The organism is Pseudomonas sp. p99-361, assembly GCF_003935475.1.
Lineage (GTDB): Bacteria > Pseudomonadota > Gammaproteobacteria > Pseudomonadales > Pseudomonadaceae > Aquipseudomonas > Aquipseudomonas juntendi.
Genome location: NZ_RHQO01000094.1, coordinates 1 through 15,569, shown reverse-complemented (window position 1 = coordinate 15,569; position 15,569 = coordinate 1). Strand labels below are relative to the sequence as shown.

The window sequence follows — 15,569 nt, the reverse complement described above, 5'->3', positions numbered from 1 at the left end:
GTCAGCACATCGGTAACCGATGAACCGTCTGGCCAAGGTGACCTGGTCAAGGTCAGCATCGTTGCCAACCAGTCTTCGGTCAACGAAGCCACTGCACCGACCTTCACCGTCAGCCTGAACAAGCCGCTGGACAAGGACCTGACCGTCACCCTGAGCAACAACGACACCGTGCTCTTCAAAGCGGGCGAGACCAGCAAGGTCTACACCGCACCGGCGCAAGGTGACGACGTGTTCAAGGACCCGGGCACCGTCACGGTAGGTATCAGCAAGGCCGAAGTGCCGAACGCCACCTTCGAGAAGCTGGAGTTCAGCAACCCGGCCTCGGTCAGCGTGACCGATACCGAAAGCAAGGTCACTGCAGTGCTGTCGGTGGACAAGTCCACCGTGGCCGAAGGTGGCGCGATTACGTACACCGTGACCTTGGTGGGCGATAACAGCAACCTGCCGGTTACCGGCCATGGCGGTGTAACCGTCACCCTGAGCGGTGGCACCCAGGTCACCATCAATGCGGGTTCGGCCACCGGCAGCGTCACCATCAATGCACCGGACGACGTGTACGTAGGCGGCCAGCCGACGATCACCAAGTCGATCACCGACATCACCGTGAGCGGCGACAAGGTGTTCGAGAAACTGGTGCCGAGCACCACCAGCGTCAGCACATCGGTAACCGACGAGCCGTCTGGCCAAGGTGACGTTGCTAAAGTCAGCATCAACGGCACGACGTCTCTGAACGAAGGCGAGACGGGTACTTACACCCTGAACCTCACCCACGAGGCCAAGGACGAAGTCACCGTCACGCTCAGCTACAGCGGCACCGCCAAGAACGGCGAGGACTTCATCGGTGTGACCACTGTGAAGATTCCGGCCAATAGCAGCGGTACCACGTTCACCATCGGCACCATCGACGACAAGCTGGTCGAGGGTACCGAAAACTTTGTGGTGACGATCGTAGGCGTGTCGGGTGGCAAGTTCGAGAACCTGCAGGTGGATACCAGCAAGTCGAGCGTTACCACGGCCATCGTGGACAACGACCACGTGCCGGTTTCGCGCGACGGTGCAGTGTTTGGTGTGGAAGACACCGACTATGTGTTTGCCTGGAGCGACTTCAATGTTTCCGACCCCGATGGCAACACTGGTCTGTCGGTAACCATCAGCTCGATCCCGGGTTCCGGCACGTTGCAGTTCTTCAACGGCACGGCCTGGACGAATGTGGGCGTTGGCCAGGTTGTCAGCCAGGCCAGCATCGAGGCCGGCAACCTGAAGTTCGTTCCGCTGCGCAACGAGTCGGGTACCGATAATTATGGCGGCAACGGCGTGGGCAACCAGCAAGCCGACTACGCGCAATTCAAGTTCAAGGCGAATGACGGCACCAACGTAGGCACAGATTCGACCATGAAGGTCGACATTCGCCCGGTTGCCGACAAGCCGACGCTGAGTTTCGGCAGCGCCGATATCGATTCCAAAGGCCTCACCAAGGAAGTCTGGAACAGCCTCAAAGGTCTGGGCACGGGGGGTAACGGCATTACCGGCGATGACCTGAAGGCGGTCTTTGCCAACTCGGGCAGTGCCAGCTCCAGCAGCACCACGACCAATGTTCAGTCCGATGGCAGCGTTGCAGGTGGCACCGGCTCGAAAACCTCTGGCCTGATCTACCTCGAAGCCGGCAAGACCTACACCTTCAGCGGCACTGCAGACGACAGCTTCGTGGTCACCATCGGCGGCAAGACTGTGGTCACTGCCACCTGGGGTGCTGGTGGCCAGGTGTCGGGGACCTTTACCCCAAACACCAGCGGCTACTACCCGATCGAGGTCTACCATGCCAACCAGGCCGGCCCAGGCAGCTATGACCTGAACATCAAGGTCGGCGACGGTGGCGTTACCGACCTGAGCAGCTCGAACATCAAGATGTACCAGAACGTGACCGAGATGGCCAAGGCTGGCCTGGGCGTGTCCGATCTGCACACTGTGAACGGGCAAAGCTACTACGACGGCTACAAGCTCAACGAGGGGCCGGAGGGCGGCTCGGTCAAACTGGTGGCTATCTCCACCGCCCTGACCGACACTGACGGTTCGGAAACCCTGAGCGTAAGCCTCAGTGGTATCCCCAAAGGGACCGTACTCAGCGACGGTGCAGGCCATACTGTCACGGTAGGCAGCACGCCGGTGGACGTAACGGGCTGGAAACTCAGCAGCCTGACGCTGACGCCACCGACCTACTACAAAGGTTCGTTCGACGTCACGGTCATCTCGACTGCCACTGAAAGCGTGGGTGGTTCGGCTATTACCACCGGCAATATCCCGGTAACCGTGTATCCCGCGACCTACAAGGCCAGCGTAGGCACATCGGGCAGCGACGCCATGACCGGCAGCGAAGGTAACGACATCATCGTCGCCGACGTGGCGGGCCTGAACGTGGTGCAGGGCAAGAACTACAACATCGCCTTCATGGTCGACAGTTCGGGCAGCATGAGTGATAAGTCGATTGCCGATGCCAAGACACAGTTGGCTTCGGTATTCAACTCGCTCAAGGCCAGCCTGGGTGCTGATACTTCCGGTACGGTGAACATCTTCCTCGTCGACTTCGACACCCAGGTCAACAAGAACGTGGCGGTGAACCTTGCCGACGCGGATGCATTGAGCAAGCTGCAGGCGGTACTGAACTCGATGGTGGGTGGTTACAACGGGGGCGGCACCAACTATGAAGACGCCTTCAAGACCACGTCCAACTTCTTCAAGAGCACCATGGCCACCAGCAACACCGGTGCCGACAACCTGACTTACTTCATCACCGACGGTAAACCGACGTACTATCAGAGTGGCGAATCGACCAACCCCCGCCTGTGGACTGGCGGCAAGTACCTGGACGATGTGGTTAACGTCAACAACTACAAGATGGGTGATACCTTCAGTGCTTGGGCGGACTACACGCACAAGATCGAGATCAGTAGTGCAGGGTCGGTCAAAGTCCTGACGTACACCGAAAACCGCTCGGGTGTGCTGGTGCTCGACTCCACCAAGACCGTCGGCACGCTCCATGCGCAAGGGGACGGGACCTACGAGTTCTCGAACCTCGATGGCACGGGCTATGGAGACTACTGGAACTACGTAGACTCGGCGGCCGGCTCCAATGCCAGCTTCGCAGTACTTGGCGGTACCAATGGTTTGAGCAAGGTGCAGGCAATCGGCCTGAACAGCGATGTCACACTGAGCGACCTGAAGCCTTACGACAGCGCAGGCAAGCCGCAGACCAACATCGACCCGTCCGACCTGGCGAAGGCGATTCTCGGTCATACCGAAGCCACGGTGCCAGGTGCTGATACCATCGACGGTGGCAACGGCAACGACATCATCTTCGGTGACCTGATTACCCTCAATGGTGTCGTCAGCGAGGGCTACCAGGCCCTGCAAAGCTATGTCGCACAGAAGAGCGGCGTTGATGTCAGCTCCATCACCACCAGCAATGTCCACCAGTACATCACTGAGCATTACAACGAGTTTGACATCTCCGGCGCCAAAGACGGCAACGACATTCTGTCGGGCGGCAATGGCAACGACATTCTCTTTGGCCAAGGTGGTAACGACACGCTCGATGGTGGCAAAGGCAACGATATCCTGCTGGGCGGTACCGGGAACGACACCCTCATCGGTGGCCAGGGCGACGATATCCTGATTGGTGGCAGCGGCGCAGACACCTTCGTGTGGAAGGCGGGTGATTTCGGTAACGACGTCATCAAAGACTTCAAGATGGGGGACAAGGACAAGATCGACTTGAGCGATCTGCTGCAAGGCGAGAAGGGCAGTACCATCGACAATTACCTGAAACTCACCACGGTTGAAGGTACAACCACCTTGCAGGTCAGCAGCGAAGGCAAGCTCAACGCCGCAGGGGGTATCGCCAATGCCGATGTGACCATCAAGCTCGAAGGGGTGAACTGGTCCAACACCACGATCAACTCGTTGATCAGTGGTGCTGACCCGACCATCATCATCCATAACAAGGACAGCTGATGTGTTGAAGGGGCCGCGCCTTACCGTCGTGGCCCCTGCTTGATCCCACAAAGCCGCGCCCGCAAGGGCCCCATCAACCGGGTAATGGCCGTGCCGGCTCTTTCCCGGCATCTTCCGACAGCGCATACTCAGGCGTTGGGCCTGCGTGCCCGCTGATCTTTGCCTATGCTGCTGCCTACCAACAAGGAACCAAAGTGACGAGGGACACCGCCATGTTCTACGTGCAACGCAATGCCGCCGGTGAGTTGCTGCGTGTAGAGGCAGCCGCTTTTGATGCGTTCACCGAGATGCTCCCCGCCGACCACGCCGATATTCAGGAATGGTTTGCTGATGACGTCGTGGAAAACAGCCTCAATCAGCTCAAGCAAAGTGACCTGGACATGATCCGCGTACTTGAAGACCTGATCGATGTGCTGACTGCCAAAGGGGTATTCAAGATCACTGACCTGCCGCCGGGGGCACAGGCTAAGCTGCTGAACCGCGCTACCGCGCGCAAGGCCCTCAGCAGCCTGAATAACCTGATCGACGAAGATGAGCAGGGCGGGTTGATCTGAGGCTACGACGCCTCGGTTGCGATGCTATTGATATTCCTTAATGGTATTTAAAATATCTTGTTTATGACTTTATAGTTGCTTCCACTGCGTACCCGTCGACCAATCGATGCGCCGCACGACTTGAACCCACACGGGAAATCCCCGTGCGTTTCTGATCGTTGCGCGAATTGAAGTCGCGCACTGCGTGGGAGTGAATAATGTCAGCCGCCTCGAACGCATTGTCGATCATCGACAGCGCCCAGCCGCAACCCTTCGAAATCCGCCCTTTCGCCGGAGCCACCGGTGCCGAAATCATCGGCCTGGATCTGGCCAGGCCTGTCAACGCCGAGGATTTCAGCCGAATCCGTCGTGCCCACCTCGATCATCATGTGCTGGTGTTCCGCGACCAGCGCATCAGCCCGGAACAGCAAATAGCCTTCAGCCGACGTTTCGGCGAATTGCAGATCCACGTGCTCAAGCAGTTCCTGCTTGCTGGCCACCCCGAGATCCTGATCGTTTCCAACATCATCGAAAACGGCCAGCACATCGGCCTGGGTGACGCCGGCAAGTTCTGGCACTCGGACCTGTCATACAAGGAACTGCCTAGCCTGGGTTCCATGCTGCATGCGCAGGAGTTGCCCAGTGAAGGTGGCGACACCCTGTTTGCCGACATGCATAAAGCCTGGGACGCCGTGCCTGACGCCCTGCGCAAAGTGGTCGAAGGCCGCAGCGCCGCTCACTCGTACACTGCCCGCTACGCAGAAACCAAGTTTGAGGGTAACTGGCGCCCGACCTTGACTGCCGAGCAGTTGGCTCAGGTGAAGGAGGTCATCCACCCGGTGGTGCGTACCCACCCGGAAAACGGCCGTAGGGCGCTGTTTGTCAGCGAAGGCTTCACCACTCGCATTGTTGGCCTGCCAGACGACGAAAGCCGCGACGTGTTGCAACAGCTGTACGCCCTGAGCGTACTGGAGCAGAACCTCTATCGCCACCAGTGGCAGCCCCATGATCTGGTGTTCTGGGACAACCGCTCGCTGATCCACCTGGCTACCGGTTGCCCCTCCCACCTGCGGCGCAAGCTCTACCGCACCACTATCCAGGGCGATGCCCCTTTCTGAAGACTGAGGAAACCATCATGCGCAAACCCATCAGCCGCCTGGCGGCAAGTATCGGCTTGGGCGTTAGCCTGGTCGCAAGCAGTCTGGCAGCCCCTGCCGTGGCACGAGCAGAAGGCAAGATCCGCATAGCCGAGCAGTTTGGCATCGTCTACTTGCTACTTAACGTGGTACGCGACCAGCACCTGATCGAGAAGCACGGTAAAGAGCAGGGCATCGACATCGAAGTCGACTGGGCCCAACTGTCGGGTGGTTCGGCCATCAATGACGCTTTGCTGTCTGGCTCGGTGGACATCGCCGGCGCTGGCGTCGGCCCGCTGCTGACCGTCTGGGACCGCACCAAGGGTCGGCAGAACGTCAAGGCCGTGGCTTCGCTGGGCAACTTCCCGTATTACCTGGTCAGCAGCAACCCCAATGTGAAGACTATTGCCGACATCTCCGACAAGGACCGCATCGCGGTGCCGGCGGTAGGCGTTTCGGTGCAGTCGCGCTTCCTGCAGTACGCCGCTGCCCAACAGTGGGGCGACAAGGAATACAACCGGCTCGACAAGTTTACCTTGGCGGTACCGCACCCAGACGCCACTGCCGCGTTGCTGGCCGGCGGCACCGAACTGAACGGGCACTTCTCCAATCCGCCGTTCCAAGATCAGGTACTGGCCAACAAGAACGTGCACGTGGTGCTCAACAGCTATGACCTGCTCGGCCCCAACTCGCCGACGTTGCTGTTTGCCACCGAAAAATTCCGCAAGGACAACCCAAAAACCTACAAGGCCTTTGTCGACGCCCTGGCCGAAGCGGCAGACTTCGCCCAGAACGATAAGGCAGCCGCTGCCGATACCTACATCCGCGTGACCAAGGCCAAGATCGACCGCGACGCGCTGATCAAGCTGATCGACAACCCGCAATACGAGTTCACAATCACGCCAAAGAATACCTACAAGCTGGCCGATTTCCTGTATCGGGTCGGCGCCATCAAGCACAAGCCCGAATCGTGGAAGGACTATTTCTTCCAGGATGAACGCCCGTTGCAGGGGAGCTGAGCGATCATGACCGCCCCTTTGCCAGGCCACGCGGCCAGCAACCTGAGCCGTGTCGCCACACCGCCTTTGCTCAAGGTGGACAACCTCAGCCTCGAATACCGCACCGCGCAGCGCGTGGTGCGCGCTACTCACCAAGTCAGCTTCGAAGTCGACCTTGCCGACCGTTTTGTGTTGCTCGGGCCGTCCGGTTGCGGCAAGTCCACCTTGCTCAAGGCAGTAGCCGGGTTCATTGCGCCCGAGGAAGGGCAGATGCTGTTGCAGGGCCAGGCGATCCGCGGCCCAGGGCCTGACCGTATTGTGGTGTTCCAGGAGTTCGACCAGCTGCCTCCGTGGAAAACGGTCAAGCAGAATGTCATGTTCCCGCTACTGGTGTCGGGCCAGCTAACACGTGCCGAGGCCCAGGAGCGAGCGCTGCATTACCTGGACAAGGTCGGCCTGGCGGCTTTCGCCGATGCCTACCCACACACTTTGTCGGGCGGCATGAAAGCTCGCGTAGCGATTGCTCGCGCCTTGGCCACGCAGCCGAAGATCCTGCTGATGGACGAGCCGTTTGCTGCTCTGGACGCCCTGACCCGGCGAAAGATGCAGGAAGAATTGCTGTCGTTATGGGAGGGAGTCCGCTTCACCTTGCTGTTCGTGACCCACTCCATCGAAGAAGCACTGGTGGTCGGCAACCGCATCCTGTTGCTGTCGCCCCACCCAGGGCGGGTGCGTGCTGAGGTGCACAGCCATCAGTATGACCTGGGCAGCTTGGGCGGGAGTGACTTCCAGGCCAGTGCCCGGCGCATTCACCGCTTGCTGTTCGACGAGGCGGATACGCCCGAGCCGCATGAAGGTCTTGGCTTCAACGATATTCGCGTTGCTTACTGAAGGAGTCTCAGCCATGACCACTACCCCTTTACGCCGGGAATATGAAGTGCAACTGCAGCCCCTGCTCAGTGTTCCTGTGGAGCGGCAATTACCCTTGGCCCAGCGCCTGTGGCAGCAGGGCTGGCTGCGCAAGGCGGCACTTCTGTTGGTTATCGCCGTACTCTGGGAGGCGGTCGCCCGCTATCAGAGCAATGACTTGCTGCTGCCCGGCTTCTTGCAAACCGCCGTGGCCCTCTGGGACGGCCTGGTCAGTGGCGAGCTGCTGGCCAAGGTCGGGGTTTCGCTGGTAATCCTGATCAAAGGGTATGTGCTGGGTATCGTCCTTGCCTTCGGCCTAACCAGTCTGGCCGTTTCGACCCAATTGGGGCGTGACTTGCTGGGCACGCTGACCTCGATGTTCAACCCACTGCCGGCCATCGCGCTGTTGCCACTGGCCTTGCTGTGGTTCGGCCTGGGTGATAACAGCTTGATCTTCGTGCTGGTGCATTCGGTGCTCTGGGCGCTGGCGCTCAACACCTACGCTGGGTTCCTCGGCGTGTCCGAGACCCTGCGCATGGCAGGCCGCAACTATGGCCTGAAAGGTCTGCGGCTAGTGCTGTACATCCTGGTGCCGGCGGCCTTGCCATCGATCCTGTCGGGTTTGAAGATCGGTTGGGCATTTGCCTGGCGCACCCTGATCGCTGCTGAGCTGGTGTTCGGGGCCAGCAGTGGCAAAGGCGGGCTTGGCTGGTACATCTTTCAGAATCGCAACGAGCTGTATACCGACAAGGTGTTTGCCGGGTTGGCGGTGGTGATCCTGATTGGTCTGCTGGTAGAAGGACTGGTGTTCAATACCCTTGAGCGGCTGACCGTGCGGCGCTGGGGGATGCAGCGCTGACCTGTACCGGCCCGGACGCCGGCAAGCCAGCGCCTAAGGTCGGCGACAATCTTGCTTGCGGCGTTTGGCGTGCCCGAGCTGGCTTGACGGGGATAGGGGCAGTACAGGCTACATCTTCTGGTACTGCGCAGCCGCATTGCTCAGGGTTTTGCCAATCGCCTCGCGCAACCCCGTCGGCTGCTCCACCACCACCCCATCACCCTGGCTCAATAGCCACCAGCGCAGCGGCCAGCCATCGCTGACCGTGGCTCGCAGCCGGTGCCCATGCTCCAGCGCCGTCAGCTGCATGTCGCTGCTCAGCGGCGCCTCGCGCAACTGCCGCGCCAATGCATCGCTGATCCACGCCACCAACTCCACGCCCTCCCCCTGGGCCGGTTGCAGTGCATCGCCGCGCAAGTGGCTCAACAAGTCGAAATTACCGCGCAGTTCGCCCACGGCACTGGCCGCCCAGTGCCAGCCGAACGGTATGCTCTTGTCATTGCGCTCTAGCGGAAAAATCAACGAAAGCTCATTCAGGTCGCGTTCAACGGTACGCTTGCTGACAGTGAAGCCCACATCGCGCAGGCGCCACACCAGTTCGGCGCTGGTAATGCCTGGAGAGCGACTGGGTAGCTGACGTAGCAGCGCCCATTGGCGGCTGAGGGTGGCGCGGGTGGTGGCGAACGGCAAAAGATAACGTCCTTGTCTAGGCTTGCCGTCATAGCATGGCGGCAGGCGAGGGGCATGGCAATTGGCCACGCCCTGCTCAGATCAAGTAAGTCGCATTTGGTTGCCTGATGCCGAATCGTTCGCGACAGGTTTTGACGTGACATCACGCAGAATCACGCCTCATCACAGCCGAAGGTTGGGGTTGTGCGTCGTTCAATGAGGATGAACATGTCTGCTGCCAGCAATATCCATTCGCTGCTTGCCCGCCTTTTGCCCGAACGGGTCATCGCCGCCCCGGCACCGGCCGGCAGGCGGCATCGGTTGTTCGCCGGGGTAGGCTTGCCCAGCCAGCGCTCGCTGCTGATCAACCGCCTGGACGAAGCCAGTGACCTGCAGGCCGTTTACGCCGACCTGCGCCGCCAGGCATTGCAAGGTAGCGTAGCGGCGCTCAACGACCTCGGCTGGATCTGGCTCAACGGCAAGTATTGGCGCGCTGACACCGTGTTGGCCGGGCACCTGTTGCGCATGGCGGCACTGCAGGGCAATGCTGCCGCATGGTTCAACCTGGGGCAGCAGCATTACTTCGGCAAGGGTATCGACCCCTCCTATGCCCAGGCGGCGGATTGCTACCGGCAGGCCTTCGAGCGCGGCATGCTGCATGCCGCGGCGGCCCTGGGTGACCTGTATGAAGAAGAAGTGTGCGATGGCGAGCAGCAATGGCAGGTAGACCTGGTGCAGGCCTACCAGTGGTTCATGCGCGGGGCCGAGCGTGGCGAAGCGCGTTGCCGCTTCGAGGTGGGTTATCGCTTGATGCACGGGTTGTACGTGGAACCCGACATCAAGGCTGCATTGTACTGGCTGGAACTGGCGGCAGCCGCAGGGGTGGTACAGGCGGCCGAAGAGCTGGCGGTGCATTTCAGCAGCCGTGACAGCGTGCGCTACCTGCAGTGGCGCGACCGCGCCTTGCAGATGGGCAGCACACTCGCCCTGACCATGAAGCTGGAAGACCAGATACACCCCTGATTCCCCCGCTCGCACAGGCGACCACAGGCTGCAATATGTTTGCAATACCTGTGGGAGCCGGCTTGCCGGCGATAGCGCCAGCACAGGCAATACACCCTCCAGCATGCACAACCATTCATCGATACCCCTCATCACCCGCTGTTGACGAAAGGGGGAGGTACGAGCGTATATTGATAGTTAGCAAACTATGAATATACCTGGATACTGTTCATGTCCCTTGATCTCCTACGCCTGCAGGTCAGCAGTGGCATGGTAGTTGCGGCTCGCCATTGGCGGCGCATCTGCCATTGCGCGTTGACCAGTTACGGCATCTCCGAGGCCTGCGCTGCGCCGCTGCTGATGATCGTGCGCCTCGGCGACGGTGTGCATCAGGTGGCGGTGGCCCAGGCAGCCGGCCTGGAAAGCCCGTCACTGGTACGCCTGCTCGACCAACTGTGCAAGGCTGGCCTGGTCTGCCGCAGTGAAGACCCCCTCGACCGTCGCGCCAAGGCCCTGAGCCTCACCGCTGAAGGCCGCCGCTTGGCCGAAGCCATCGAAGCCGAACTGGTGCGCGTGCGCAGGGATGTGCTGCAAGGCATCGATCAGGCTGACCTGGAAGCCGCCTTGCGCGTGCTGCGCGCCTTCGAGGCTGCCGGCCTGGGCGGTGCAGGCGGGGTGGCATGAACGGCTTCTTCAGCTCGGTCCCCCCGGCGCGGGACTGGTTCTACGGGGTGCGCACCTTCGCGGCCTCGATGATCGCCCTGTACATTGCCCTGCTCATGCAGTTGCCGCGGCCCTACTGGGCCATGGCCACGGTGTACATCGTTTCCAGCCCCTTCGTTGGCCCAACCAGCTCCAAGGCGCTGTACCGTGCCGTGGGCACCTTGCTCGGTGCCGGGGGGGCGGTCCTCCTGGTGCCACCGCTGGTACAGTCGCCGTTGCTGCTGAGCATTGCCATCGCCCTGTGGACCGGCACCCTGCTGTTCCTTTCGCTGAACCTGCGCACGGCCAACAACTACATGCTGATGCTGGCCGGCTACACCTTGCCGATGATCGCACTGGCGGTTGTGGATAACCCCCTGGCGGTGTTTGACGTAGCGTCTTCCCGCGCCCAGGAAATCTGCCTGGGCATCGTCTGCGCAGCCGTCGTTGGCGCCATTTTCTGGCCTCGTCGGCTGGCCCCAGTGGTGGTCGGCGCCACCGGCAACTGGTTTACCGAGGCCCTTAACTACAGCGATACCTACCTGGCCCGCGCTGGCAGCACCGACAAGGTCGGCGGCATGCGCGGGGCGATGGTCACCACCTTCAACTCGCTGGAGCTGATGATCGGCCAGCTCGGCCACGAAGGGGCTGGACCGCACACCCTGAAAAACGCCCGTGAGCTGCGTGGGCGGATGATTCACCTGCTGCCGGTCATCGATGCGCTCGATGATGCGCTGGTTGCACTGGAGGGCCGCGCCCCGGCTCAGTTCGCCCAGTTGCAGCCTGTGCTCGCCAGCGCTCGCGAATGGCTGCAAGGGACTGCCGCCAGCGCTTCTGTCGCCCGCTGGGCTGCGCTGCACGAGCAGATCGAGCGCCTGCAGCCCGCTGCCGCCATGCTCGACCAGCGCGCCGAGCTGCTGTTATCCAACGCCCTGTACCGGCTGACCGAATGGGCCGACCTGTGGCAGGACTGCTGCACCTTGCAACATGCCCTGCGCACCGACGATGCCACGCCCTGGCGGGCCGTGTACCGGCACTGGCGCCTGGGCCGCCTGACACCGTTCTTCGACCGTGGCCTGATGCTGTACTCGGTGGCCACCACGGTGCTGGCGATCATCGTCGCTTGTGGCCTGTGGATTGGCCTGGGCTGGAACGACGGCGCCAGCGCGGTAATTCTCGCGGCCGTGTCGTGCAGTTTCTTCGCGGCCATGGACGACCCGGCACCGCAGATCTACCGGTTCTTCTTCTGGACCTTGCTGTCGGTGATCTTCTCCAGCCTGTACCTGTTCCTGGTGCTGCCCAACCTGCACGACTTCCCGATGCTGGTGCTGGCCTTTGCCGTGCCGTTCATCTGCGTCGGCACCCTGACCGTGCAACCGCGTTTTTACCTGGGCACGTTGCTGACCATCGTCAACACCTCGACTTTCATTAGCATCCAGGGCGCCTATGATGCCGACTTCTTCACCTTCCTGAATTCCAACCTGGCCGGCCCTGTCGGCCTGCTGTTCGCCTTCATCTGGACGTTGGTCATGCGCCCCTTTGGGGTAGAGCTGGCTGCCAAGCGCATGACCCGCTTCGCCTGGCGCGACATTGTCGAAATGACCGAGCCGGCGACCCTGGCCGAACACCGCAAGCTTGGCGTACAGATGCTCGACCGCCTGATGCAGCACCTGCCGCGCCTTTCGCAAACGGGCCAGGACAGCGGTGTAGCGCTGCGTGACCTGCGTGTGGGGTTGAACCTGCTCGACTTGCTGGCCTATCTGCCGCGCGCTGGTCAGCAAGCCCGTGACCGCCTCAACACCGTGGTTACCGAGGTGGGTGCGCACTACGCCGCCTGCCTGCATGCTGGCCAGCGGCTGCACGCGCCGGCCGCGCTGCTGCGCAACATGGAGCGGGCGCGGCTGGCACTGAACCTGGATGAACTGTACGAGCGTGGCGATGCCCGCACCCATCTGCTGCATGCGCTGAGCGGCCTGCGCCTTGCCCTGCTGCCAGGTGTGGAGGTGATGCTCGAACCCGCCGAACAACTGCAACTGCCTGCCGGCCTCGACGGAGCGCCCCTGTGATTGGTGAACTGGATATCAGCGGGGTGTTCCTACCCACGCTGCTGGTGATGATGCTTGGCACCTACCTGCTGTTCCTTGGGTTGCACGCGGTGCTGGTGCGCATGCATTTCTACCGCCTGGTCTGGCACCGGGCGTTGTTCAACGTTGCCCTGTATGCCGTGCTGCTTGGCGCGGTGGACCACTTTTGCCGAAACCTGATGCTGCCATGAAAAAACCTTTGCTGACCCTGGGCCGTGTGGTCCTGACCTTGCTGGTAGTGACGTTCGCCGCCGTGCTCGTATGGCAGATGGTCGTCTACTACATGTTTGCGCCCTGGACGCGCGACGGCCATATCCGCGCCGACGTGATCCAGATCGCCCCCGATGTGTCGGGCTTGATCCAGAAAGTCGAGGTGCACGACAACCAGACCGTCAAGCGCGGCGACGTGCTGTTCACCATCGACCAGGACCGCTTCACCCTGGCCCTGCGCCAGGCCAAGGCCACCCTCGGCGAGCGCCAGGAAACCCTGGCCCAGGCCTCCCGCGAAGCGCAGCGCAACCGCAAGCTGGGCAACCTGGTGGCGGCCGAGCAACTGGAGGAAAGCCAGTCCCGCGTGGCCCGCGCCCGCTCGGCCGTCAGCGAGGCACAGGTGGCGGTCGATACCGCCCAGCTCAACCTCGACCGCTCGGTGGTACGCAGCCCGGTAGATGGCTACCTGAACGACCGTGCGCCGCGTAACCACGAATTCGTCACCGCCGGCCGCCCGGTGCTGTCGGTGGTCGACAGTGCCTCGTACCACGTCGACGGCTACTTCGAAGAAACCAAGCTTGGCGGCATCCATATCGGCGATGCCGTGGATATCCGCGTGATGGGCGACAACACCCGCCTGCGCGGCCATGTGCAGAGCTTTGCCGCCGGCATCGAAGACCGCGACCGCAGCAGCGGCGCCAACCTGCTGCCCAACGTCAACCCGGCGTTCAGCTGGGTGCGCCTGGCCCAGCGTATTCCGGTGCGCATTGCGTTTGACGAAGTGCCTGAGGACTTCCGCATGATCGCCGGGCGTACCGCAACGGTGTCGATCATCGAGGGCCAGCACCCATGAAACAGCTCATCCTGGCTGGCCTGTGCCTGTCGCTGGGGGCCTGCATGATGGTAGGCCCCGACTATGAGGTGCCGAAGGACGCGGCGGTGCAACGCAGCGACCTCAATGGCCCGCTGCGCCAGGATGCCGACAGCGTGGTTTCGGCGCCGGTGCCCGAGGACTGGTGGCAGCTGTATCAGGATCAACGGCTGAACGAGCTGGTGCGCCAGGCTCTGAGTGCCAATACCGAGCTGCGCGTAGCCGCGGCCAACATCGCCAAGGCCCGCGCCCAGGTCGAAGTGGCCGAGTCGCAAGGTGGCTTCAACGGCGGCGTCAAACTGGGTGCCCAGCGCTTGCAGGAGTCTGGCGAAGCTTTCCTGCAGCCTGAGAAGGTGCCGGTGGCCAACATTGGCGAGGCCATCATCAGCGCTTCGTATCAGTTCGACCTGTGGGGCACGTTCAAGCGTGGTACCGAGGCTGCAAAGGCCAATGCAGACGCGGTGCAGGCTGCTGCCGATACCGCCCGCATCACCTTGGTGGCCGACGTGGTCAAGGCGTATACCCAAGTGTGCTCGGCCAACGAGGAATACCACATCGCCCGCCAGTCGCTCGACTTGCAGGAGCAAAGCGTAAAGCTTAACCAGCGCTTGCGTGATGCAGGTCGTGGCGATGAAACCCAGGTCACCCGCTCGCAGACCCAGTTCAAGTCCTTGCGCGCCGAACTGCCGCGCTTCAAGGCCGAGCGTGAAACCGGCCTGTACACCTTGGCTGCGTTATTGGCCAAACCGGTAGACCAGTTGCCCGCCGGCACCGCCGATTGTGCCGAGCTGCCGCACCTGAACCAGTTGGTGCCGGTGGGCGACGGTGCTGCGTTGCTCAAACGCCGGCCTGATGTGCGCCAGGCCGAACGCCAGCTGGCCGCAGCAACTGCCTCTATCGGGGTTGCTACCGGCGCGCTGTACCCGGACATCAGCATCGGTGCCCAGGTGGGCACGATTGGTATTCTGGAAAACCTTGGTGAGCCGTCGACCAACCGCTGGGGTTTCGGCCCGCAGATCAGCTGGAGCATCCCCACCAACGGCACACGCGCCCGCATTCGCATGGCTGAAGCCTCTACGCAAGCAGCCTTGGCGAATTTCGACGGCGTGGTACTGAACGCCATCCGCGAGACCCAGACTCGCCTGGCGCAGTACAGTGCCCTGCTGGACCGGCGTGACGCACTGGCCGAGGCAGAGAAGTCGGCCAAGGATGCGGCAGACCAGACGCACCGGTACTACCAGGCCGGGCGTGAGTCGTTCCTGGCGGACTTGCAGGCGACCCGCACCTATACCGACATGCGCGCGCAACTGGCAGCGGCCGATAGCCAAGTGGCGTTGGGGCAAATTGGTGTGTTCCTCGCCCTCGGTGGCGGCTGGAAGGACACTTCAAAGCCTTGAGGCCCAATCGCCGGCAAGCCAGCTCCCACAGGTTCGTCGCTGTCCTCGAGCACTATAATTTCCTGTGCGAGCTGGTTTGCCTGCGCTGAGGCCCTGACAGGCCAGCCCCTGCTGCAAGGCTGAAGCGTAAGCCTATGGGAGATTCTATGGTTCCTGGCAAGGGTAGCCGGAGCATCTTCAGCGCCTGTGAGATCGAGCGCCGCCCGCGCGGC

General features: G+C 61.8%; 13 protein-coding genes. 12 read left to right on the top strand and 1 reads right to left on the bottom strand.

What is annotated here, in order from left to right:
• The 6 genes from EGJ22_RS24065 to EGJ22_RS24040 all read left to right on the top strand — a co-directional run.
• Positions 1 to 4,008, top strand: a 4,008-nt coding sequence (locus EGJ22_RS24065; RefSeq protein ID WP_125920432.1) for an immunoglobulin-like domain-containing protein, incomplete at its 5' end; no start/stop codon positions are given.
• Between the two features lie 212 nt (positions 4,009 to 4,220).
• Positions 4,221 to 4,562 carry a hypothetical protein gene (locus tag EGJ22_RS24060; RefSeq protein ID WP_009682385.1) on the top strand — a complete coding sequence of 114 codons (342 nt, stop codon included), beginning with the start codon at positions 4,221 to 4,223 and terminating at the stop codon, positions 4,560 to 4,562.
• A 197-nt stretch (positions 4,563 to 4,759) separates the two neighbouring features.
• On the top strand, positions 4,760 to 5,659 hold the full coding sequence (locus EGJ22_RS24055) for a TauD/TfdA family dioxygenase (protein WP_029885341.1): 900 nt from the start codon (positions 4,760 to 4,762) through the stop codon (positions 5,657 to 5,659).
• Between the two features lie 17 nt (positions 5,660 to 5,676).
• A complete protein-coding gene (locus tag EGJ22_RS24050) occupies positions 5,677 to 6,696 on the top strand; it encodes an ABC transporter substrate-binding protein (RefSeq protein WP_009682387.1) in 1,020 nt (339 codons plus the stop codon).
• A 6-nt stretch (positions 6,697 to 6,702) separates the two neighbouring features.
• Positions 6,703 to 7,566 (top strand): ABC transporter ATP-binding protein, encoded by an 864-nt coding sequence (locus EGJ22_RS24045; RefSeq protein WP_125920431.1) that lies wholly within the window; start codon positions 6,703 to 6,705, stop codon positions 7,564 to 7,566.
• A 13-nt stretch (positions 7,567 to 7,579) separates the two neighbouring features.
• Positions 7,580 to 8,443, top strand: coding sequence for an ABC transporter permease (locus tag EGJ22_RS24040; protein ID WP_009682389.1), 864 nt, complete (start codon positions 7,580 to 7,582; stop codon positions 8,441 to 8,443).
• A gap of 108 nt (positions 8,444 to 8,551) precedes the next feature.
• Here the strand turns inward: EGJ22_RS24040 and EGJ22_RS24035 are convergent, their stop codons facing one another.
• Positions 8,552 to 9,112 carry a WYL domain-containing protein gene (locus tag EGJ22_RS24035; RefSeq protein WP_029885343.1) on the bottom strand — a complete coding sequence of 187 codons (561 nt, stop codon included), beginning with the start codon at positions 9,110 to 9,112 and terminating at the stop codon, positions 8,552 to 8,554.
• Positions 9,113 to 9,319: 207 nt separating this feature from the next.
• Here EGJ22_RS24035 and EGJ22_RS24030 point away from each other — a divergent pair, with 207 nt between their 5' ends.
• From EGJ22_RS24030 to EGJ22_RS24005, 6 genes are all read left to right on the top strand, one after another.
• A complete protein-coding gene (locus EGJ22_RS24030; RefSeq protein ID WP_029885344.1) occupies positions 9,320 to 10,114 on the top strand; it encodes a tetratricopeptide repeat protein in 795 nt (264 codons plus the stop codon).
• A 210-nt stretch (positions 10,115 to 10,324) separates the two neighbouring features.
• Positions 10,325 to 10,777, top strand: a complete 453-nt coding sequence (locus EGJ22_RS24025; RefSeq protein WP_029885345.1) for a MarR family winged helix-turn-helix transcriptional regulator — start codon at positions 10,325 to 10,327, stop codon at positions 10,775 to 10,777.
• Positions 10,774 to 12,861: an FUSC family protein gene (locus EGJ22_RS24020; protein ID WP_029885346.1), complete on the top strand. Its 2,088-nt coding sequence runs from the start codon at positions 10,774 to 10,776 to the stop codon at positions 12,859 to 12,861. The genes EGJ22_RS24025 and EGJ22_RS24020 overlap by 4 nt, the downstream gene beginning before the upstream one ends.
• Positions 12,858 to 13,070, top strand: a complete 213-nt coding sequence (locus tag EGJ22_RS24015; protein WP_009682394.1) for a DUF1656 domain-containing protein — start codon at positions 12,858 to 12,860, stop codon at positions 13,068 to 13,070. Before EGJ22_RS24020 ends, EGJ22_RS24015 begins: the two co-directional genes overlap by 4 nt.
• Positions 13,067 to 13,942, top strand: coding sequence for an HlyD family secretion protein (locus tag EGJ22_RS24010; protein ID WP_029885347.1), 876 nt, complete (start codon positions 13,067 to 13,069; stop codon positions 13,940 to 13,942). The genes EGJ22_RS24015 and EGJ22_RS24010 overlap by 4 nt, the downstream gene beginning before the upstream one ends.
• Positions 13,939 to 15,357 carry an efflux transporter outer membrane subunit gene (locus EGJ22_RS24005; protein WP_029885348.1) on the top strand — a complete coding sequence of 473 codons (1,419 nt, stop codon included), beginning with the start codon at positions 13,939 to 13,941 and terminating at the stop codon, positions 15,355 to 15,357. The genes EGJ22_RS24010 and EGJ22_RS24005 overlap by 4 nt, the downstream gene beginning before the upstream one ends.
• Positions 15,358 to 15,569 lie beyond the last annotated feature (212 nt).